This is a genomic window from Pseudomonas sp. C2.3V (assembly GCF_058536325.1).
This window is the reverse complement of sequence record NZ_JBZUBN010000001.1, coordinates 581,735-603,012: the sequence shown is the minus strand read 5'-3', so window position 1 is coordinate 603,012 and position 21,278 is coordinate 581,735. Positions and strand designations below refer to the sequence as shown.

The 21,278-nt window shown below is 56.2% G+C and carries 15 protein-coding genes and 1 tRNA gene; 3 read left to right on the top strand and 13 right to left on the bottom strand.

Going from position 1 to position 21,278, the window contains the following annotated elements; all coding sequences use genetic code 11:
- Positions 1–78 precede the first annotated feature (78 nt).
- Both AC4LF3_RS02950 and AC4LF3_RS02945 read left to right on the top strand, forming a co-directional pair.
- Entirely contained in the window at positions 79–1,767 is a 1,689-nt protein-coding gene (locus tag AC4LF3_RS02950) for a bifunctional metallophosphatase/5'-nucleotidase (RefSeq protein WP_491834739.1), read from the top strand.
- Positions 1,768–2,012: 245 nt separating this feature from the next.
- Positions 2,013–3,656, top strand: coding sequence for an acid phosphatase (locus AC4LF3_RS02945; protein WP_491834738.1), 1,644 nt, complete (start codon positions 2,013–2,015; stop codon positions 3,654–3,656).
- A gap of 34 nt (positions 3,657–3,690) precedes the next feature.
- Here the strand turns inward: AC4LF3_RS02945 and AC4LF3_RS02940 are convergent, their stop codons facing one another.
- The 9 genes from AC4LF3_RS02940 to rnr form a co-directional block, all read right to left on the bottom strand.
- Positions 3,691–5,943: a YgiQ family radical SAM protein gene (locus tag AC4LF3_RS02940; protein WP_010796934.1), complete on the bottom strand. Its 2,253-nt coding sequence runs from the start codon at positions 5,941–5,943 to the stop codon at positions 3,691–3,693.
- Between the two features lie 223 nt (positions 5,944–6,166).
- Positions 6,167–7,561, bottom strand: a complete 1,395-nt coding sequence (gene dnaB, locus AC4LF3_RS02935) for a replicative DNA helicase (RefSeq protein ID WP_010796933.1) — start codon at positions 7,559–7,561, stop codon at positions 6,167–6,169.
- Between the two features lie 149 nt (positions 7,562–7,710).
- On the bottom strand, positions 7,711–8,157 hold the full coding sequence (rplI, locus tag AC4LF3_RS02930; protein WP_010796932.1) for a 50S ribosomal protein L9: 447 nt from the start codon (positions 8,155–8,157) through the stop codon (positions 7,711–7,713).
- 21 nt (positions 8,158–8,178) lie between these two features.
- On the bottom strand, positions 8,179–9,069 hold the full coding sequence (locus AC4LF3_RS02925; RefSeq protein ID WP_491834737.1) for a hypothetical protein: 891 nt from the start codon (positions 9,067–9,069) through the stop codon (positions 8,179–8,181).
- 35 nt (positions 9,070–9,104) lie between these two features.
- Positions 9,105–9,335: a 30S ribosomal protein S18 gene (gene rpsR / locus AC4LF3_RS02920; protein ID WP_007161145.1), complete on the bottom strand. Its 231-nt coding sequence runs from the start codon at positions 9,333–9,335 to the stop codon at positions 9,105–9,107.
- A 26-nt stretch (positions 9,336–9,361) separates the two neighbouring features.
- On the bottom strand, positions 9,362–9,784 hold the full coding sequence (gene rpsF / locus AC4LF3_RS02915; protein ID WP_010796930.1) for a 30S ribosomal protein S6: 423 nt from the start codon (positions 9,782–9,784) through the stop codon (positions 9,362–9,364).
- Positions 9,785–9,955: 171 nt separating this feature from the next.
- Positions 9,956–12,472, bottom strand: a complete 2,517-nt coding sequence (locus AC4LF3_RS02910; protein ID WP_491834736.1) for a response regulator — start codon at positions 12,470–12,472, stop codon at positions 9,956–9,958.
- A 36-nt stretch (positions 12,473–12,508) separates the two neighbouring features.
- Positions 12,509–13,252, bottom strand: a complete 744-nt coding sequence (gene rlmB / locus AC4LF3_RS02905; RefSeq protein WP_491834735.1) for a 23S rRNA (guanosine(2251)-2'-O)-methyltransferase RlmB — start codon at positions 13,250–13,252, stop codon at positions 12,509–12,511.
- Positions 13,249–15,915: a ribonuclease R gene (rnr, locus tag AC4LF3_RS02900; RefSeq protein ID WP_491834734.1), complete on the bottom strand. Its 2,667-nt coding sequence runs from the start codon at positions 15,913–15,915 to the stop codon at positions 13,249–13,251. Before rnr ends, rlmB begins: the two co-directional genes overlap by 4 nt.
- Before the next feature lie 205 nt (positions 15,916–16,120).
- On the opposite strand from rnr, the gene AC4LF3_RS02895 reads away from it, so the two are divergent.
- A tRNA-Leu gene (locus tag AC4LF3_RS02895) sits at positions 16,121–16,207 on the top strand.
- A gap of 145 nt (positions 16,208–16,352) precedes the next feature.
- Here the strand turns inward: AC4LF3_RS02895 and AC4LF3_RS02890 are convergent.
- The 4 genes from AC4LF3_RS02890 to hflK form a co-directional block, all read right to left on the bottom strand.
- Positions 16,353–17,645 (bottom strand): adenylosuccinate synthase, encoded by a 1,293-nt coding sequence (locus AC4LF3_RS02890; RefSeq protein WP_010796926.1) that lies wholly within the window; start codon positions 17,643–17,645, stop codon positions 16,353–16,355.
- A 48-nt stretch (positions 17,646–17,693) separates the two neighbouring features.
- Positions 17,694–18,881 carry an ATP phosphoribosyltransferase regulatory subunit gene (locus AC4LF3_RS02885; protein ID WP_312270580.1) on the bottom strand — a complete coding sequence of 396 codons (1,188 nt, stop codon included), beginning with the start codon at positions 18,879–18,881 and terminating at the stop codon, positions 17,694–17,696.
- Between the two features lie 261 nt (positions 18,882–19,142).
- Positions 19,143–20,012: a protease modulator HflC gene (hflC, locus tag AC4LF3_RS02880; RefSeq protein WP_010796924.1), complete on the bottom strand. Its 870-nt coding sequence runs from the start codon at positions 20,010–20,012 to the stop codon at positions 19,143–19,145.
- On the bottom strand, positions 20,012–21,202 hold the full coding sequence (hflK, locus tag AC4LF3_RS02875) for an FtsH protease activity modulator HflK (protein ID WP_010796923.1): 1,191 nt from the start codon (positions 21,200–21,202) through the stop codon (positions 20,012–20,014). Before hflK ends, hflC begins: the two co-directional genes overlap by 1 nt.
- Positions 21,203–21,278: the final 76 nt, after the last annotated feature.

Genomic DNA, 21,278 nt, shown 5'->3' with positions numbered 1-21,278 from the left:
GCTATTGCTTAAAGGATGAAGCGATCCGCTTGGTATGCCTCTCTGGCATGCATATCCCTCTGCACCTGGAAGCGCTAGATGATGCCTGTTCGCTCTTATGCTGCCCTGGGCCCTGTGGCCTTGTCCCTCCTGCTGACGGCCTGCTCTTCGGCCCCGACCCAACCGTTAGAGATCAACCTGGCCGTATTCAATGACTTTCACGGCTACCTGCAACCCGCCAGACTGACCTACCCTGACTCCACCGCACCCGACGGCAAACGCACAATCGAAGCGGGTGGTATAGAGGTGCTGGGTGGCGTTATCAACTATCTGCGTCAACAGGATCCAGAGCTACTGGTCGTTGCCAGCGGTGACCTCATCGGTGGCAGCCCACCCATCTCATCGCTCTGGGCGGACGAGCCCACCATCGAAGCCATGAACCTATTGGGGCTGCAACTCTCGGCGGTCGGTAATCATGAGCTGGACAACGGAAAGGATGAACTGCTGCGTATCATCAATGGCGGCTGCGCTTCCAACCGACCCCAGAAAGCCTGCCAGCTGCACAAAAACTATCAGGGGGCGCACTTTACCTACCTGGCTGCAAACCTGATCGATAACCAGACGGGTAAACCCGTGTTTCCGGCCTACCAGATCCTGGAAGCCCACGGACAAAAAATCGCATTCGTGGGTGCCGTGCTGAAAGACGTAGCCCGGATCGTCTCGCCGGCTGGCATGAACGGACTGAGCGTTCAGGACGAAGCCGATGCCATCAACGCCCAGATCCCTGCCCTCAAGGCCCAGGGTGTAGAGGCCATCATCGCAGTGATTCACCAGGGCGGAGGCACGAATGAATCCTACAACGCGCCAGACTGCACCCGCCTGCGCGGCCCTATCGTCGAGATTACCAAGCGCCTTGATCCGGCAGTCGATGTCGTTGCCAGTGCCCACACGCATCAGTCTTATACCTGTCACGTGGACAATCGCCTTGTCTTTCAGGGCGGCTCCTACGGGCAGTTCGTCAGCCATGTACGGCTCGGCATTAACCCCAAGACCCACGACATCGTCTCGGCCAGTAGCGAAAACCTGACCGTGGACGCCCATCGCTACACCCCCGATCCAGCGCTCGCCGCGCTGCGTCAGGAAGTTGAAAAGCGTAGCCAGCATGTGCTTCAGCGGCCTATCGCACGTATTGCTGTCCCCCAGATCACCCGCATGACCGATGCGAATGGCGAATCGACGCTAGGCGATCTCATTGCCGACGCCCAACTTCAGGCGACACGCAAGCTGGGCGCCCAAATTGCCTTCATGAACGCAGGCGGCATCCGCAGCAATCTGACTCTGGAGCCTGGCCAATCCAAGTTGACCTACGCCCAACTGGCCGCTAATCAGCCATTCGGCAATACCTTGACCTTGCTGACCTTGAGCGGTGCCCAGCTCTATCAGCTCATGGAGGAGCAATGGAGCAGTGACGACAGCGCCAGTCTGATGCAGGTTTCGGAAGGCTTCAGCTACCGCTGGAATCCGGCAGGCAAACCGGGCCAGAAAGTGGTTTCCGGAAGCATGAAGCTGAATGGACAGCCGATCCGGCTCGACCAGAATTACCGCATTACAGTGAACAACTTCATGGCCCAGGGAGGGGATGGACTTGAGATCCTCAAGCACGCCCGCCACGTACAGGAGACCGGCATTCTTGATGTCGATGCGCTTGAACACTATCTCGTTGAACGGGACACGTCCGGCAAGCCGGCCGGCCAAGCTAAACCTGCCGGACGTATTCAACGCTTGTAAGCGTGGCTGATATGACCCTTCTTAGCGCCATGCTATGTAACATGGCGCTTCATCTACGGACTGCAGCGGTAGTCCGTCTGCCCTTACTGGCTCGCATGCTCTCAGTGATAAAACTGATCAGCCAGCGCCTGCAAAAAAGTTAGCTAGGCATACAAATAACTGACTTAATAAGAACGTATCGCTCGAAAATCTGAAATATTTTGTTACTACTGTAGAGGCCAGCTCCGTTACTGAGGTTTCCTCCGATGAAAGATGACGACCGTAATAAGCCCGATTCCATCCTCGAGAAATCAAGACGCCGCTTCCTGATCGGAGCAGGTGTCGTCGGGTTAGGGCTAGGTTTGCCCGGTCTTGACCGCATGGGAATGGCTGAAGCTGCCGAGCGCAAGGCATTCGACCATTCACTGAAACGGCAAATCAAAAATGTCGTTGTGATCTACGCGGAAAACCGCAGCTTCAATAACCTGTTTGGCAATTTTCCTGGCGTCTCGAAGCCACTGTCTGCGGTCAACGCCAAGCATTTCCAGCAGAAGGACCGTAACGGACAGCCGCTACCGCACTTACCCAAGATCTGGGGTGGCCTGGTGCCTATGGCTCAGACCATTGACGGTCAGCAATACCTGATTACTGAAGATCAGATCAGTGGGCTTTCCAATGCACCCTTTCCTCTGAAGGATGCTCAAGGCAAGCCGCTTAACCCGGGCTTGATCACTCGTGATCTCGTACATGCGTTCTACCAGAACCAGATGCAGATCAACGGCGGACGCAATGACGGCTTTGTCGCCTGGGGTGACTCCGGCGCACTGGTCATGGGTTACTACAGCCAGCCCGAGAAGTTGCGCTTGTGGAAACTGGCCCAGGAATTCACCCTCTGCGACAACTTCTTCATGGCTGCTTTTGGTGGCTCTTTCCTGAACCATCAGTTCCTGATCTCGGGTCGCGCGCCGTTCTACCCCAACCACACCACCAGCCCGGCAAAAGACAAGGTGGCGGTGCTTAAAGGGAAGAATCCGCTGGGCTATGAGTTGGCTCTGGCGAATAACTCTCCTGCCTCGGCCCTGGACGGACGCCCGATGTTCGTCAATCCGGGCGCGCTTAGCCCTGACGGCTATGCCATCAACACCATGCTGCCGCCCTATCAGCCCAGCCAGATTCCGCCGCCGGCAGGAGGCGACCCGGCCCTGTCTGATCCGACCAACCCGAGCGTACTACCACCACAGACCCATGCCACCATTGGCGACCTGCTGTCAGCCAAGGGCGTGGACTGGGCTTGGTACTCGGGTGGCTGGCAGGCAGCGCTGGAGGGCAATGGCGCCGATACCCGGTTCCAGGCGCACCACCAGCCATTCAACTACTTCAAGCGCTTCGCTCCGGGCACGGCAGCACGCGAGCAGCACATCCGCGACGGCGGGATTGGCGATGATCCGAGTACCAACCGCTTTCTGGCAGACATTGATGCCGGTCGCCTGCCGCCTGTAACCTTCTATAAGCCCCAGGGCAGCCTCAACCTGCATGCCGGTTATGCCGATGTCGCTTCAGGCGATCAGCACATTGCCAAGGTTATCGAACATCTGCAGAAAGGCCCGCAATGGGAAAACACCGTAGTCGTCATTACGTTCGATGAGAACGGCGGCTGGTGGGATCACGTAGCACCGCCCAAGGGTGATCGCTGGGGTCCAGGCACACGTATTCCGGCCCTTGTCGTGTCACCTTTCGCACGCAAAGGACATGTCGATCACGACCTGTACGACACCACCTCAATCCTGCGCCTGATCACCCGGCTCCACGGCTTGCCGCCGCTCAAGGGTCTGGTGGAGCGCGACATCGCACGCGTCACCCACGGTCTCGCCCCCTTGGGCGATCTTACCGGCGCGTTGACGATCCGCTGATAGCAAAACGGCGAGCCCGAGGCTCGCCGTTTCATCAACGCGGAATATTGGGTTCTCGCCGGGGCTTTTTCTTGCCTTTGGCAAACGCCACCGCCTGACCTTCCTGCTTCTTGTCCCATCCCTTGCTGCCATCCGCCGCCCGCGGCGGTAAGCCGGTATGCTGAGTCAGCAACGGCTTGCCTGCTTTTTTGCTACCCAGCGGCGTCGAATTCTTACGACGTGCACTTTGATAAGTACCATCCACAGCGGGCTGGAACGTGGGAATCAGGTGATGCTTGCCGTTACCGATCAAGTCGGCACGCCCCATATCCTTGAGCGCTTCACGCAGCATCGGCCAGTTGTTTGGGTCGTGATAGCGCAGGAACGCCTTGTGCAGGCGGCGCTGACGCTCCCCCTTCACGATCGGTACGCCATCGCTCTTGTAAGTTACCTTGCGCAGCGGATTCTTGCCCGAATGGTACATCGCAGTCGCGGTTGCCATTGGCGACGGATAGAACGCCTGTACCTGATCCGCCCGGAAGCCGTTACGCTTGAGCCAGAGCGCCAGGTTCATCATGTCTTCATCAGTCGTACCCGGATGCGCAGCGATGAAGTAAGGAATCAGGTACTGTTCCTTACCGGCTTCCTTCGTATACTTCTCGAACATCTGCTTGAAGCGATCGTAACTGCCGATGCCCGGTTTCATCATCTTGGAAAGCGGACCTTCCTCGGTGTGCTCCGGCGCAATCTTCAGGTAACCCCCCACGTGATGGGTTACCAGCTCCTTTACGTACTCCGGCGACTCTACCGCCAAGTCATACCGCAAGCCCGACGCAATGAGGATCTTCTTCACACCGGGCAGCGCACGCGCAGAGCGATACAACTGGATCAGCGCCGAGTGGTCGGTATTCAAGTTTTCGCAGATACCCGGCCACACGCAGGACGGCTTGCGGCAATGCTTCTCGATTTCCGGGTCCTTGCACGCAATCCGGTACATGTTGGCCGTCGGGCCACCCAAGTCGGAAATAACCCCGGTAAACCCTGGCACTTTGTCGCGAATTTCCTCGATTTCTCGAATAATGGACTCTTCCGAACGGTTCTGGATAATGCGGCCTTCGTGCTCGGTAATGGAGCAGAAAGTGCAGCCGCCAAAACAGCCGCGCATGATGTTGACCGAGAACCGGATCATCTCGTACGCAGGAATCCGCTCGCCTTTATAAGCAGGATGCGGAACACGGGCATAGGTCAGCCCGAAGACGTAGTCCATCTCTTCAGTGGTCAGCGGAATCGGCGGCGCATTGAGCCATACGTCCTGATCGCCATGACGCTGAACCAGCGCGCGGGCATTGCCCGGGTTGGTCTCCAGGTGCAGCACGCGGTTGGCGTGGGCATACAGGACCGGATCGCCCTTTACTTTCTCGAACGACGGCAGCCGAATGACCGTCTTGTCACGGGTAAGCTTCGGGCTGGGCAGTAGCTGAACAACCTTCGCTTCCTCAGGATCTTCCTGCGGCCCCTTGGACTGCTCAATGGCACACGCCTGTAAATCCTGTGTATTGACGTAGGGGTTGATGATCTTGTCGACCTTCCCCGGACGGTCAATACGCGTCGAGTCCAGCTCGAACCAACCTTCCGGCGTGTCCTTGCGGATAAACGCAGTGCCGCGAATATCGGTAATCGCCTGGATGGGTTCACCCGCAGCCAAGCGGTGAGCAATCTCCACGACTGCACGTTCGGCATTGCCATATAGCAGAATATCCGCCTTTGCATCCATCAGGATGGAATGGCGTACCTTGTCCTGCCAGTAGTCGTAGTGAGCAATCCGGCGCAGTGATGCCTCGATACCGCCCAGGACAATCGGCACCCCCTTATAGGCTTCACGGCAACGCTGGCTGTAGACCATGCTGGCACGATCGGGACGCTTGCCGGCCAAACCGCCTGGTGTATAGGCGTCATCGGAGCGAATCTTGCGATCGGCTGTATAGCGGTTGATCATCGAATCCATGTTGCCTGCCGCCACGCCAAAAAACAGGTTCGGCTTGCCAAGCTTCATGAAGTCGTCTTTGGACTGCCAGTCTGGCTGAGAGATAATACCTACCCGAAAGCCTTGCGCTTCCAGAAGACGTCCAATGATGGCCATGCCAAAGGATGGATGATCCACATAGGCATCGCCTGTCACGACAATGATGTCGCAACTGTCCCAGCCGAGCAGATCCATCTCCTCCCTGCTCATCGGCAGGAAAGGCGCAGGTCCAAAACACTCAGCCCAATATTTGGGATAGTCGAACAACGGCTTGGCAGCGAGCATGAAGGCTTCCGGGGATTAAAAGTGGTGCGGGAGGAGGTGCAAGAATAGCACAAAAAATAGCCAGTTAAGAGAGGCGAACCGCTATCCGTCGCCTGACAGCCGCATGGTTACTGGACTGCTGAGCTTGCCGAACGCGCGCATCCACGCCTGGATTACCACATGCAAGGCCAAGGCGCTTATAAAAAGCCGCACAGGTGCGCGGCTTTTTTGCGCTCTCGACAACTTAGTCGTCGTCGAAGTTATAACTGCCGGGCGCCAAGTTCTCGAAACGGGTGTATTTGCCGATAAAGGCGAGTCGCACCGTACCGATAGGACCGTTACGCTGTTTACCGATAATGATTTCGGCTACACCCTTGTACTCGGTTTCAGGGTGATACACCTCATCCCGGTACACAAACATGATTACGTCGGCGTCCTGCTCGATCGCTCCGGATTCACGCAAGTCGGAGTTCACCGGGCGCTTGTTCGGCCGCTGTTCCAGCGAGCGGTTAAGCTGGGACAACGCGACCACCGGACAGTTGAACTCTTTGGCCAGCGCTTTGAGCGAGCGCGAAATTTCGGAAATCTCATTGGTCCGGTTTTCGCTGGCTGCCCCGCCAATCCGCATCAATTGCAGGTAGTCGACCATGATCAGCGCCAAGTCACCGTGTTCACGCACCAGACGCCGCGTACGTGCACGCATTTCCGACGGGCTGATACCTGCCGTGTCGTCGATAAACAGCTTGCGGTCATTCAGGAGGTTAACTGCTGAGGTCAGCCTTGGCCAGTCATCGTCCTCCAGCTTACCCGAGCGGACCTTGGTCTGATCGATTCGCCCAAGGGACGACAACATACGCATCACGATCGAATCAGCTGGCATTTCCAGTGAAAATACAAGCACGGCCTTGTCAGTACGCAGTACCGCATTTTCGACCAGGTTCATGGCAAAGGTCGTCTTACCCATCGAGGGACGTCCCGCCACGATAACCAGGTCCGACGGTTGAAGGCCGCTGGTTTTATCATCCAGATCCACGAATCCTGTGGAAACACCCGTAATGGCATTATCCGAGTTGAACAGGGTATCGATTCGATCAATGGCCTTGGTCAGGATGTCATTAACGCCAATCGGACCTCCTGTTTTAGGACGGGCCTCGGCGATTTCGAAAATCTTGCGCTCCGCCTCATCAAGAAGCTCATTGGCGCCCCGACCTTCAGGGTTATAGGCACTGTCGGCAATGTCATTGCTAATGCCGATCAGCTGGCGCAGCGTGGCGCGCTCGCGCACAATCTGGCCATAGGCCTTGATGTTTGCAACAGAGGGGGTGTTTTTTGCCAGCTCACCCAGGTAAGCCAGCCCCCCTACCTGGGGTAGTTGTCCTTCCTTGTCGAGCTGCTCGGATAACGTAACCACATCGAAAGGCTGGTTGCTTTCAGCCAGACGAGCAATGGCACGAAAGATCAGGCGATGGTCATGGCGATAGAAGTCGCCGTCCGATACCTGGTCCGAGACGCGTTCCCACGCATTGTTATCCAGCATCAAGCCACCCAGCACGGCCTGCTCGGCCTCGATGGAGTGCGGTGGCACCTTCAGCGCGGCAGTTTGCAAATCGTATTGTTCAGCGATGGCGATCTCATTCATGGCGTAGCGATTGGCACCGAAAGTTCGATCAGAGAAGACAGGCCTTCATGGCCTGAAAAAAAACGGGCACGTCATTACGAGAATGACGTGCCCGATTGTCGGCAGGCTTGCATGTTCGTGCAAGCCCGCCAGTCAGTTGTCATGACCGCTTATTCAGCAACCACGACCACCTTGACGGTAGTTTCAACGTCGGTGTGCAGCTGCACATCTACGTCGAACTCGCCAACGTTACGCAGAGCGCCGTTGGGCAGACGAACTTCGCTCTTGTCCAGCTCAACGCCAGCAGCAGAAACAGCCTCGGCGATGTCGCGAGTACCGATAGAGCCGAACAGCTTGCCTTCGTCGCCAGAGTTGGCAGCGATGGTAACGGTCAGTTCGTTCAGCTTGGCAGCACGAGCTTCAGCAGAAGCCTTCTTATCGGCAGCCTGCTTCTCGAGCTCTGCACGACGTGCTTCGAACGCAGCAACGTTGTCAGCAGTAGCGGCAGTTGCCTTGCCCTGCGGCAGCAGGAAGTTACGAGCGTAACCGCCCTTGACGTTCACTTTATCGCCCAGGTTGCCCAGGTTGGCGATCTTTTCCAGCAGGATGACTTCCATTTGAGTCTTACCTCTTAACTTTTAACCTTCACCGTTCGTGGAGTCCTTGGGCGTATTGCCCAGGCGCCCACGAAAATCAAACAGACTGTCGACAACGGCTACGATCACCAACAACGGATAGATCAACTGCCCAAAGATCAGCAGTGTCACGTACAACCCCACCAGCCAGAACGTGGCCATATGCTTCTGTCTTACCAGTCCGTGAATCAGGGCAACGCCAGCTATCGCCAGGGGTACACTGCACAGCGGTGTCAACATCCCAAGTCCCAGGTTGATGTTGGGTGCCAGTAGCATGACCAACAGCATTCCCAGTGCCAGGGCGGGCGACAATCTCAGCGCATGAAACTCACGCGCGAAACCGCCTGGGTTATACAGCGCAGCTTGCCAATAACGTCCCAACATCAGGCACAGCAGACAGACAATCTGGAAAAGACTCGCCATCAGACCGGTCAACACAGGTACCAGCATCTCATGCAGCTGGGCCTGCTTGGCTTCCGGCAAAGCATCCGGTGACTGACCCGCCATCTGAGGCAGAAGCTTTTGAATTTCCTCTGCCAAGAGGTTAATGGGCTCTGCGTAGGCATGACCAATGGTCACAGCAAACGCCAGACCGACCAGGATGCTGGCGAGCAGGACACGCGGCCAGGAAACACTGCTGCGTAAAACCAGCGCCAGCGCCAGGGTACCGACGAATACGAGCGCAATGCTCGGATCCCCCAGATACCACCAGAACGCGGCCGGCAGCAATGCCCAGACCACTACACCTGCAGCGTCACTTGCGCCACGGCGCAGGACGACCAGACTCCCTGCTGCAGCGCTGAGCCAGTACAGAAATGGCACAACCGCTGCAATCACCACCGTAAGGGTGGCTTGCATGCGACCGCGCATGATGAAATCAGCAAGGGCTCGCATGCGAATTATCCGTTAGTTCGTGTCGATGCCCGGTCTCAACGGCCGTGGCTGTCGGTGTAGGGCAACAGGGCCAGATAACGAGCACGCTTGATGGCAGTACCCAGCTGACGCTGGTACTTGGCCTTGGTGCCAGTGATACGGCTCGGAACGATCTTGCCGGTTTCGGAGACGTAGGCTTTCAGGGTGTTCAGATCTTTGTAATCGATCTCTTTCACGCCTTCAGCGGTGAAACGGCAGAATTTACGACGACGGAAGAAACGTGCCATAACAATGATTCCTCAATAATCCAGGCTTACTCGGCGCTATCGTCGCCATCGACATCAGCATTGTCGCTGCCATCGGCGGACTCGGACTCGGCAGGACGCTCGCGACGCTCACGGCGCTCGCTACGGTTCTCTTCGGCCTTGAGCATTTCAGACTGGCCGGTAACGGCTTCATCGCGACGGAGGATCATGTTACGGATCACGGCGTCGTTGTAACGGAAGTTGTCTTCCAGTTCAGCCAGTGCTTTGGCGCTGCACTCAATGTTCATCAGAACATAGTGAGCCTTGTGCACGTTGTCGATAGCGTAAGCCAGCTGACGACGGCCCCAGTCTTCCAGACGATGAACCTTGCCACCGTCTTCTTCAATCGCTTTGGTGTAGCGCTCAACCATGCCGCCCACCTGTTCGCTCTGGTCAGGATGAACCAGAAACACAACTTCGTAATGACGCATAAATGCTCCTTACGGGTTATAGCCTGCCACATGATGCGGTCAGACAAGGAGTGAATGTTTCGTTTTGACTTGCCTGCAAGCGGAGGCCCGCTACAGGCAAGGGGCGGTATTCTAGAGAAGGGCACCGGGTGGCGCAAGGAAGATCACGAGCCAACCGGCTCGCCGGTACAACTATCTGACGGACAGGTCATCGAGCAGCTGCCGGATCTTGAAAAGATCGTATGGCTTGAGCAGCGCCTTTACGTGTTTGAGTTCGTCGTCCTTGTCAAAGGCATAACCGGAAGCCACTACGACATGCAATCCGGGATAACGCTTGAGCGCCTGACGGCTCAGGTCCAGCCCTGACATGCCTCCAAGCCCGATATCTGTGAAAAGGACATCAAAGGTACTGCTCTGCAGCGCGTCCAGTGCCTCTTCGGCAGAAGCCACGGCCGTAACCTGATAGCCCAGCTCTTCCATCACCTCGCTAGTCAGGCTACGTAGCGTCAGGTCATCCTCGACCAGCAGAATATTCAATACCTTGTTACTTGCAGTTTCCTCCAACGCCATGTCCTCTTCTGTTACAGCTGTAGTAGGGGTGTGCTGTCTGTGCATACCGAGCATCATACGCACCTTTTGGGCTAACTCATCCCGACGATAGGGTTTACTGAGCAGGTTACCTCCTGCCTCGAGCCGTCCGCCCTGTATTACAGCGTCCTGTGTATAGCCCGAGGTAAACAGTACCTTCAAGGAAGGCCTGAGCGCCCCTGCTCTGCGTGCCAGCTCGGTGCTGCGTACCGGGCCTGGCATCACAATGTCTGTAAACAATAAATCTACAGGCGCCCCCTGCTCAAGCATCGTCAGGGCAGCCTGCCCATCACCGGCTTCCAGCACGTCATAGCCTAGCTCACTCAGCATATCCACCACGATGTGACGAACATCGGGGTCGTCTTCCACTACAAGGATACATTCGCTTCCACCTTTCTCAACCGACGGCAAGACCATAGAGCTATCGGCTGTATCGGTATTCGGTAGCGAGCGTGGCAGATAAAGAATGATCGATGTTCCCTTGCCCAAGGTACTGTTGATCAAGATATGTCCGCCACTCTGCTTCACGAAACCATAGACCATGGACAGGCCAAGCCCGGTGCCATGCTCTTCACGCTTGGTCGAGAAAAAGGGCTCGAAGGCTTGCGCCTTGATCTCTTCGGACATTCCGCGCCCGGTATCCGTGATGATCAGCTGCACGTACTCGCCTGGAATCAACTCGTCAGCGGCCTGCCACTGGTCCTGGGAAAGCAACACGTTATGTAGCTCAACAGTGACATGCCCTTCATTAGCCATTGCCTCACGGGCATTGAGTAACAGACTGACTAGCACGTTTTCCAGCTGACCTGCATCGACAAATATCGACCAGACATCAGGGTCAGCAAGCACAGTCAGCGTGATGGACTCGCCCAACGCCTGATGCAGCAAATCACTCATGCCATCCAGGAGACTCTTCGTATCGACTGACATTGGCTGCAGGGGCTGCCGCCGCGCAAAGGACAAGAGCTGAGAAGCAAGGCTTGCACCCCGCTCTACGGCTGTATTGGCCGCCTGTAGCCGACGCTGGCCAACCTCATCGCCTGCCAGTCGGGTTTTCAGCAACTGCAGGTTACCTCCGATGATCTGTAGGACGTTATTGAAATCATGGGCAACGCCCCCCGTCAGTTTGGCAACGGCTTCCAGCTTTTGCGCCTGAACCATAGCGGCCTGTCGCTCATCTTCACTGCGTTTGAGCTCGCGCGTCCGCTCCTGCACCAGATCTTCAAGGTGCAGCCGGTAATTGGCCAGCTCGGTTTCCGCCCGCTTCTGCTGGGTGACATCGTTACCCTGGATAAAAAGCCCTGCCACCTGCCCGTTATCAATAATCGGCTGCAGGATGAAATCTACATAGATTTCGTTAGAAGGCCCCAAGGCGGTACGTTGAATATCCAGGCGAACGCCGCGTCCGGAAAACGTTTTGAGAGAGACTAGCGCCTCATCAAATAACCTGAGAGCACCTTGCTCTACCAATTCGGGAAAGACAGTACGAAGAGGATGACCGACAACGTCTCCTCGCGCTACAAGGTGCAGAAACGCATCATTAGCCAGCTCAAACACATGGTCAGGCCCGCTCAAGACACAGATGAAACCCGGCGCCTGCTGAAACAGCCGTCTCAGCTGGGCCCCTTCATCCTGCAAGGCTTTCGCTCGATTGATCAGTCGCTGCCCCAGTTGAATGTTCGTCGATGTCAGGCTGGGAGAACGAACTACATCGGCACGCATGGCCTGGAGTTCACTGATATCCGTAGCGTGCTGGAGGATATGCTGCAATCGACCTTCAGCATCGAAGAGTGGCGTATGCGTAACACTCCAGACATGGTCTTCAAACACTACCCCCCTGGCACTGCTACGCGGTATCGCGTAACGAATGACAGGGAGGGCATCTTCCTGCCTGAGCGTAACAGCTCGCTCGATGGAGGCTTTCAGGGCCTGCTGTGATGGCACGTTGCCCTGCAACGGATCGACAGGAAAGGCCTCGAACAAATGGACCCCAAGCAACTCCTGACGCTGCCGCCCCACGGCCCTCAGGTACGCCTCGTTGGCGTCCACGACGGTCAAAGCGCTGTTCAGCAGAACATACGAATTCGGCGAAGCCCTGAAAATGCTTTCAAAATCGAGCATGTAACCTAACTACTTTCAGCGGGCGAGCCGATCCCTCTAGCGAGAACGACGTTGACGAACGGCTTCGAACAGGCAAACCCCTGTCGCTACGGAGACGTTCAAACTGCTGACACTGCCGGACATAGGCAAACGCACCAGAAAATCGCACAGCTCACGTGTCAATCGGCGCATTCCCTTGCCCTCTGCACCCATGACGAGAACGGTCGGCCCGGTCATGTCTACATCATAGACATCCTGCTCTGCTTCTCCTGCTGCGCCCACAACCCACAGCCCTCGCTTCTTGAGCTTTTCCAGCGTACGCGCCAGATTGGTAACCGCGACCAATGGAATAACCTCAGCGGCACCACACGCTACCTTACGAACCGTAGCATTCAGACTGGCTGACTTGTCCTTGGGTATGATGACCGCCTGAACACCTGCCGCGTCGGCTGTACGCAGGCAGGCCCCCAGATTATGCGGATCCGTCACCCCATCCAGCATCAGAAGCAGTGGCGGGCCTTCGGCCCTATCCAAAAGTTCTTCAAGCATCGCCTCGCCCCAGATCTGGCTCGGACTTACATGCGCCACGATCCCCTGATGCACACCGTCCACCTGCTCGTCGAGCGATTGACGGCTATGGGTCTGCACCGGCACACGTGCAGCATCGGCCAATGTGACCACTGCCTGTATGCGCGGTTCCTGACGACCTTCGGCTATCCATAGTTGCTTCACCCGCTTTGGATGATGACGCAACAACGCTTCTACGGCATGGATGCCATAGACCATTTCCCACTGACTCATGACTTGACCTTACGTTTACGGACTTCACCAGAAGCCGCCTGTGCCTTGGCCTTGGAAGGCCCCTTGCGATGTTTGCCCGGCTTCGTTGCCTTGGCCGATTTAGCTGGCTTGCCGGGTTTAGCGCTGTCTGCCTTTTTACCTTTCTTTGCTGGCGTGCGCGCCGGGGCGGCCTCCTGTCTGGCAGGTTGCGCCCTTGCGGGCTTTTCTCCACCGGTCTTGGCCTCATCCAACAGGGCGCGCTTGACTGCACGACTGCGCTTGACGTCCGTATTGCCCAGCAACACTTCTGCCTGCTTGAGCAATTCAGGCGAGACCTCGATCCCTACTGCTGAATTCTGGGCAGGTACCTGGTTTTTCTCGCGCTTTCGAGACTTGTCTCTTGAGGACTTGGCATCGCCTCGCTGGCGACGACCTGCCGGAGCCGATTGTGCCGTCTCGGACAGCTCGAAGTCGATCTTGCGCTCATCCAGATCCACACGCGCCACCACGATTTCGACCAAGTCACCCAGCCGATAACTGCGCCCGCTACGCTCACCTGAAAGCCGATGGTGTACGGCATCGAAATGATAATAGTCGCTTGGCAGCGCCGTGACGTGAACAAGCCCCTCGACGTAGATATCGCTCAGCTCGACAAACAGGCCAAATCCCGTCACAGCGGTGATGACACCCGGGTACGTCTCGCCGACCCGATCACGCATGTACTCGCACTTGAGCCAGTTCGCAACGTCTCGTGTAGCTTCGTCGGCACGGCGTTCGGTCATGGAGCACTGCTCACCCAGCTGATCCAGCTGCGCCTCATCATACGGATAGATACGCGACTTGGGCATGGCAGCGGCGCCGGCACGCTTCACATGCCGTGTTTCAAGCTTGGAACGAATGACGCTGCGAATTGCGCGGTGAACCAATAGGTCCGGATAACGCCGAATAGGCGATGTGAAGTGTGTATAGGCTTCGTAATTGAGACCAAAATGGCCCTCATTGTCCGGGCTGTAAACCGCTTGGCTCAGTGAGCGCAGCATTACCGTCTGGATCAGACGGTAATCGGGACGGTCATGAACGGCTTTGAGTAGCGCCTGGTAGTCCTTGGGCGTCGGTGTAGCCTTGCCCTTCGTCAAAGTCAGGCCGATCTCACCCAGGAACTGCCGCAACTTGGTCTGTTTCTCAAGCGGCGGCGCATCGTGAACCCGGTACAGGGCTGGAATGCTGTGCTTCTCGAGAAACTTGGCTGTCGCTACGTTCGCGCACAGCATGCATTCTTCGATCAGCTTGTGGGCGTCGTTACGCTGAGTAGGCCGGATTTCCGAAATCTTCTTGTCGGCACCAAAGACGATTCGCGTCTCCTGTGTCTCGAAATCGATAGCACCCCGCTCCTGCCGGGTAATCACGAGCACCTTATATAAGGCATACAGTTCCTGGATATGCGGCACCAGTTGCGGCAGCTGCTCACGGAACTGCTGCGCCTCAGTGCTTTCCGGCGTTTCCAGTAACTGACTGACCCGGGTATAGGTCAGGCGCGCATGGGAATGGATCACCGCCTCGTAGAACTGATAGCCCGTGAGCTTGCCTGTCGCCGAGATGGTCATCTCGCATACCATGGCCAGGCGATCCACCAAGGGGTTCAGGGAGCACAGCCCATTGGACAGGATTTCAGGCAGCATGGGCACTACGCGCCCCGGGAAATATACCGAGTTGCCCCGGCGTGCGGCCTCGGTGTCTAGCGCAGAGCCAACCTTCACATAATGAGACACGTCTGCAATCGCGACGAAGAGCCGCCAGCCTCCGGACTTCTTCTTCTCGGCATAGACCGCGTCATCAAAGTCACGCGCATCTTCACCGTCAATTGTCACGAACGGTACGTTGCGCAGATCGACCCGCTTTTCCTTATCTTTCTCAGAGACTTCAGGCTTGAGCTTGGCAGCCTCTTTCTCTACATCGGCCGGCCACTCATGGGGAATATCGTAGCTGCGCAATGCCACTTCGATTTCCATCCCTGGCGCGAGGTAATCACCCAGCACCTCAACTACCTCGCCCTGGGCCTGGCGATGAACAGTAGGCCAGTCGGTGATATGAACCTGAACAAACTGCCCATGCTGCGCTCCGCCATGCTTGCCGGCGGGGACCAGCACCTGCTGTTGGATCCGGGGGCTGTCCGCCACTACATACGCGATGCCGCTCTCTTCAAAGAACCGGCCGACCACGCTCTCATGGGCACGGTGTACGACTTCGACCAGAGCACCTTCACGGCGGCCTCGACGATCCAGACCGGATACACGTGCCAGCGCCTTGTCACCATCGAACACGAGTCGCATTTGCGCAGGGCTCAGGAAAAGGTCATCACTGCCGTCGTCAGGGATAAGAAAGCCAAAGCCGTCACGGTGACCGCTGATTCGCCCACAGACAAGATCGAGCTTATCAACAGGGGCGTAAGCACCGCGACGCGTATAAAGAAGCTGCCCATCCCGCTCCATGGCACGAAGGCGACGGCGCAATGCTTCAAACTGATCCTCTTCCGTCAAACCGAACTCTTCTATCAGCTGCGTGCGCGAGGCAGGACCGCCCCGCTGCGCCAGATGCGCCAGAATAAGCTCGCGACTTGGAACAGGGTTTTCATATTTTTCCGCTTCTCTAGCGGCCTCGGGATCGAGGGATTGCCAATCGGCCATCAGTTTAGAGTTACCTTTTGTCTGGTTAAGAGCTCTCTATATATTGAAGCTCGAAAATGCCTTAAAGGTTAGTCTTCGAAAAATAATAAAAATTTTCCACTTCAAGGGTTTACAGGTTTAAAAAAGCCTCGTATAGTTCGCGCCACAGCAACGGCAACAACGTTGCTAACGCGAAATACGATGAGATCATCGCATATCGCAGAGTGCCCAGGTGGCGGAATTGGTAGACGCACTAGGTTCAGGTCCTAGCGGTGGCAACACCGTGGAAGTTCGAGTCTTCTCCTGGGCACCACTTTACAGACAACCGAGCTAAATAGCTCGGTTTTGTCGTTTCTGGGGTTATGCTTTTTAATTCCCTCCCCTTTCTCAGTTGCTTTTACTGGCGCCTATAAAAAAGGGCCGCCTAAGCGACCCTCCCTTCTATCTACCCGATCAGATCAGGCAAACGGATGACGAAGCGTAATCGTTTCGTTGCGGTCAGGGCCTGTCGAGATAATATCGATAGGCGCACCAACCAGCTCTTGAATACGCGCAATATAAGCACGCGCATTTGCAGGCAGCTCATCCATGCTGCGAGCGCCTACGGTAGACTCGGACCAGCCTGGCATTTCCTCATAGATAGGCTCCAAACCGATATAGCTGTCAGCATCGGTCGGCGCTTCGGTCAGCTCACCTTCAGCATTGCGATAACCTACACAGATACGCACGGTTTCCAGACCATCGAGAACGTCCAGCTTGGTCAGGCATAGACCAGAAATGCTGTTTACCTCGATAGAGCGACGCAGGATGACTGCATCGAACCAACCACAACGACGCGGACGACCTGTTACCGAACCAAACTCATGACCTTTCTTGGCCAGATAAGCGCCAGTCTCGTCAAACAGTTCCGTTGGGAACGGACCGGAACCTACACGCGTGGTATAGGCCTTGGTGATTCCAAGGATGTAATCCAGATACAAAGGCCCTACGCCAGAACCCGTCGCTACACCGCCTGCCGTGGTGTTAGAACTGGTAACAAATGGATAAGTACCGTGATCGATATCCAGCAGCGTACCCTGAGCCCCTTCGAACATGATGTTCTCGCCGGCTCTACGCAGCTCGTGCAAACGCGACACTACATCCAACATCAGCGGCTTGAGCACCTTGGCGTGCTCCATTGCATCATCATAGGTCTTCTGGAAATCAACAGGCTGCTCGTTGAAGAAGTTCTGCAGCACAAAGTTATGATACTCCAGCACTTCACGCAGCTTTTGAGCGAAGCGCTCAGGATGGAACAGATCACCTACGCGCAAGCCGCGACGGGCAATCTTGTCTTCATAAGCCGGGCCGATTCCACGACCGGTCGTTCCGATCTTGGCATCACCTCGGGCCTTTTCGCGCGCCTGATCAAGCGCCACGTGATAAGGCAGAATCAATTGGCAGGCCGAACTGATACGCAGTCGCTCACGAACCGGAACGCCTCTCGCCTCAAGCTCGGCAACTTCCTTGAACAAGGCGTCCGGCGCCAGCACCACGCCGTTACCGATCAGGCACTGCGTGTCGGCACGCAAAATACCGGACGGAATCAATCGCAGAATGGTTTTTTCACCATCGATAACCAATGTATGCCCAGCATTGTGGCCACCTTGGTAACGAACAACCGCTGCCGCCTGATCAGTCAACAGATCGACAATTTTGCCTTTGCCCTCATCACCCCATTGGGTGCCCAGGACGACGACATTCTTACCCATAACCTTTCCCCTATAGGAATCTCTGGAGCCGGCTAACCCGGCGAACTCTCACGACGCCAGGGGCGCCACCTGCCAACTTCCATCCTGCCACGTCAGCTGTCGGTCACAGCCCGACTCGCGCGCATCCGAATCCGCCTGGCCAGGCAACGCCTGCACCACGCGCTCACCGCCTGAACGTAACTGGCGAATCGCATTCCATAGCTGAGCATCCTCGCCATGAGGTGCCCAGATACCTGTTAGCGGCTCGGTCATTTCCGCCTGACCCAGCATAACCAATGTTTTCAGATCGGTAGAAAAGCCTGTTGCCGGGCGTGCCCGGCCAAAATTCGCGCCGATATTGTCGTAGCGCCCCCCTTGAGCAATAGCCTGACCGCTACCTGGGACAAACGCCGCGAAAACAACGCCGGTGTGATAGTGATACCCACGCAGCTCGCCCAGATCAAAATACAGCGGAACATCTGGAAACCGTTGAGCTAACGTATCAGCAAGAGAGCACAGCGCCTCCAGGGCAGAGACAACGGCAGGCGGCGCTTCCGCCAGGCGCTGACGCGCAGCCTCCAGGGCCTGACGCCCACCGCACAGCTCAACCAGGCTACGCAACATATCGCCATAAGGCGCAGAAAGCTCTTGAGTCAGGGTAATAACTTCATCTACCGCCTTGCGCTGCAGCGCATCAAAAAGCGCCTCTTCTGCTGCGCCGGATAGGCCCGCCGCTTCGCACAAACCACGATAGATTCCGACATGTCCAAGGTCCATGTGCACATCCGGGATTTGAGCCAGTTCAAGCACACCCAGCATCAGGCTGATGATTTCAAGATCACCGGCCGTGTCCTTGGCACCATATAACTCAGCCCCGATCTGAATCGGACTGCGCGACGTAGACAGCGCGCGCGGACGGGAATGCAGGACACTGCCGGCATAGCACAGGCGACTCGGGCCTTCCCTATGCAACGCATGGGCATCCATTCGAGCGACCTGGGGTGTGATATCGGCGCGGAATCCCATCAGGCGCCCCGACAGCGGATCGGTTACCTTGAAGGTGCGCAGCTCCAGATCCTGGCCCGCCGCCGTCAGCAACGACTCCAGAAACTCGACATGGGGCGTTACGACAAATTCGTATCCCCACTGTTGAAACAACTCCAACACCCGTCGACGCGCGATCTCGATGCTGGCAGCCTCGGGAGGCAGGATTTCTTCAATTCCGTCAGGCAGCAGCCAGCGGTCTACCGTTGCCATTTAGCCTTTCTCCATCATGCGAGCAGCAGCCTGTCATGAAGACCTTATGCACGCGCAGGCAAAACCTGCCGCACAGAGCACGGTACAGTAGCGAGCAAAGCGCGCAGCGACGGTAGATCGCCTAAGCCATCCCCGTGATACAACCTCGCCGCCATGCAATGGTTCATGCAGACGCAAAAAAGCCGGGATGTTCCCGGCTGACTCATGATACCACGAAATACAAAAAGGTCAGCGGCGGGCGACGAGCGCCCGCCAACCTTTTTACGGGGTTGGATCACCCAAGTATTTGAAGAACTCGTTCTTCGGATCCATCACTAAGATGTCGCTCTTATTAGAGAAACTGTTGCGATAAGCCTGCAAGCTACGCGTAAAAGAGTAGAACTCAGGGTTTTTTGTATAAGCCTGGGCATAGATCGCAGCAGCACGAGCATCACCATCGCCTCGTGTTTCTTCTGCCTCGCGATAGGCTTCCGCCAGAATGACGCGACGCTGACGATCCGCATCTGCACGAATACCTTCAGCCAGCTCACGCCCCTTGGCACGGTGCTCACGCGCTTCACGCTCACGCTCAGTGCCCATACGCTCATAGACGCTACGGCTCACCTCTTTCGGCAGATCAATAGCCTTGACTCGGACATCCAATACTTCGATGCCCAGCTCTGCATTAGCCATTTTGTTAAGTGAACCTGTTAACTCGGCCACCATGGCATCACGCTCGCCAGAAACCACTTCATGCAAAGTACGCTTACCAAACTGATCACGCAGTCCGGCTTCTAAACGACGCATCAGACGCTCATCGGCAATCTGCTTCATACCTGAGGTTGCCGTATAGAAACGCTCAGCATTAAAGACACGCCATTTGGCATAGGCATCAACCATCACAGCTTTCTTTTCCAAGGTCAAAAACCGCTGTGTTGGAGAGTCTAGCGTCATAAGACGGGCATCGAACTTACGCACCTTATTTACAAAGGGCAGCTTGAAGTGCAAACCAGGCTTAAGGTCAGCATCTACTACACGACCAAACTGCAACATAACTGCACGTTCGGTCTGCTGAACGATAAACAGGCTGCTCCAGGCAAATAGTCCTAGAATGACCACTACAACCAGAGCGGCGATAGACTTGTTACTCATCAGCGGCTCTCCCTTGTCCGTACTTCAGGCAGCTGCGGCAAAGCCCTTACCGATGGCGAAGGATTATTCGAGCTGTTATTGCCTGAAGAAGGCGAGGTCGATGAATCACTCGATTCGGCAGGACGGTTTTGCACCATCTTATCTAGCGGCAGATAGAGCATATTATTCTGACCGCCCTGTGCTGTGATCAGAACCTTGCTCGATTGGCTAAGCATATCTTGCATAGCCTCAAGATACAGACGCTCGCGCGTTACCTGAGGTGCTTTCTCATACTCGGCTACCAAGTTATTAAAGCGATCCGCTTCACCCTGAGCGCGTGCAATGACCTCCTCACGGTAACCATTGGCATCTTCAATCAAACGCTGAGCCTGACCACGCGCCTCGGGAATCACGCCGTTAGCATAAGCTTCGGCTTGGTTACGCTCACGCTGCTCGTCTTCACGTGCACGAATAACATCATCAAATGCTTCCTGCACCTCGCGAGGTGCAGCAGCACTCTGGATGTTTACCTGAGTTACCGTAATACCTGTTTTGTAGGTATCCAGGAAACGCTGTAAGCGCTCACGCACCTCACCTGCGACCTGCTCACGGCCAGATGTCAACAGCTGATCCATGGTCGAAGAGCCAGCCACATGACGCAGAGCACTATCAGTAGCATGCTGAAGACTGAGTTCCGGCTGATCCACGTTTAATACAAAAGACTCCAAATCGGTAATCTTGTACTGAACAGTCAGCGGTACCTCGACGATATTCTCGTCCTGAGTCAGCATTTGCCCCTGCTTGCTATACGCACGTTCACGCGTCACGTTTTCCTGGAACTTGCGATCCATTGGGGGGAAATAAATATTCAGGCCAGGACCTACCGTTTCGTAATACTTGCCGAAGCGCAGCACAACTGCTTGCTCCTGCTCGTCAACGACATAAATAGCGTTGTATAGCCACAAGCCAAACAGCAAGGCCAAGCCAATTAAAATCAGACCCGCACTGCTGCCCGCCTGACGGTTACCTCCGCTGGAATCCGGGCGCTTTTTACCGCCAAACAAGCGATTCAGCTTGTTCTGCAGCTTACGAAGCGCTTCATCCAAGTCCGGTGGACCTTGACGGCCGCCACCATTACCATTACCACCGCCACGGCGATCGCCCCAGGGGTCTTGATTATTTGAGTTGCCACCCGGCTCGTTCCAAGCCATAGCGCTCTCCCTACTGACTAAAGCGAAAACGCGCCGGTTGGCGCGCCGACCAATGCTACCGGATGCCGGGCACCCG

Coding starts and splice junctions, on each gene's coding strand:
- AC4LF3_RS02950 (WP_491834739.1), top strand. CDS start 79: ATGATGCCTGTTCGCTCTTATGCTGCCCTGGGCCCTGTGGCCTTGTCC.
- AC4LF3_RS02945 (WP_491834738.1), top strand. CDS start 2,013: ATGAAAGATGACGACCGTAATAAGCCCGATTCCATCCTCGAGAAATCA.
- AC4LF3_RS02940 (WP_010796934.1), bottom strand. CDS start 5,943: ATGCTCGCTGCCAAGCCGTTGTTCGACTATCCCAAATATTGGGCTGAG.
- dnaB (WP_010796933.1), bottom strand. CDS start 7,561: ATGAATGAGATCGCCATCGCTGAACAATACGATTTGCAAACTGCCGCG.
- rplI (WP_010796932.1), bottom strand. CDS start 8,157: ATGGAAGTCATCCTGCTGGAAAAGATCGCCAACCTGGGCAACCTGGGC.
- AC4LF3_RS02925 (WP_491834737.1), bottom strand. CDS start 9,069: ATGCGAGCCCTTGCTGATTTCATCATGCGCGGTCGCATGCAAGCCACC.
- rpsR (WP_007161145.1), bottom strand. CDS start 9,335: ATGGCACGTTTCTTCCGTCGTCGTAAATTCTGCCGTTTCACCGCTGAA.
- rpsF (WP_010796930.1), bottom strand. CDS start 9,784: ATGCGTCATTACGAAGTTGTGTTTCTGGTTCATCCTGACCAGAGCGAA.
- AC4LF3_RS02910 (WP_491834736.1), bottom strand. CDS start 12,472: ATGCTCGATTTTGAAAGCATTTTCAGGGCTTCGCCGAATTCGTATGTT.
- rlmB (WP_491834735.1), bottom strand. CDS start 13,252: ATGAGTCAGTGGGAAATGGTCTATGGCATCCATGCCGTAGAAGCGTTG.
- rnr (WP_491834734.1), bottom strand. CDS start 15,915: ATGGCCGATTGGCAATCCCTCGATCCCGAGGCCGCTAGAGAAGCGGAA.
- AC4LF3_RS02890 (WP_010796926.1), bottom strand. CDS start 17,645: ATGGGTAAGAATGTCGTCGTCCTGGGCACCCAATGGGGTGATGAGGGC.
- AC4LF3_RS02885 (WP_312270580.1), bottom strand. CDS start 18,881: ATGGCAACGGTAGACCGCTGGCTGCTGCCTGACGGAATTGAAGAAATC.
- hflC (WP_010796924.1), bottom strand. CDS start 20,012: ATGAGTAACAAGTCTATCGCCGCTCTGGTTGTAGTGGTCATTCTAGGA.
- hflK (WP_010796923.1), bottom strand. CDS start 21,202: ATGGCTTGGAACGAGCCGGGTGGCAACTCAAATAATCAAGACCCCTGG.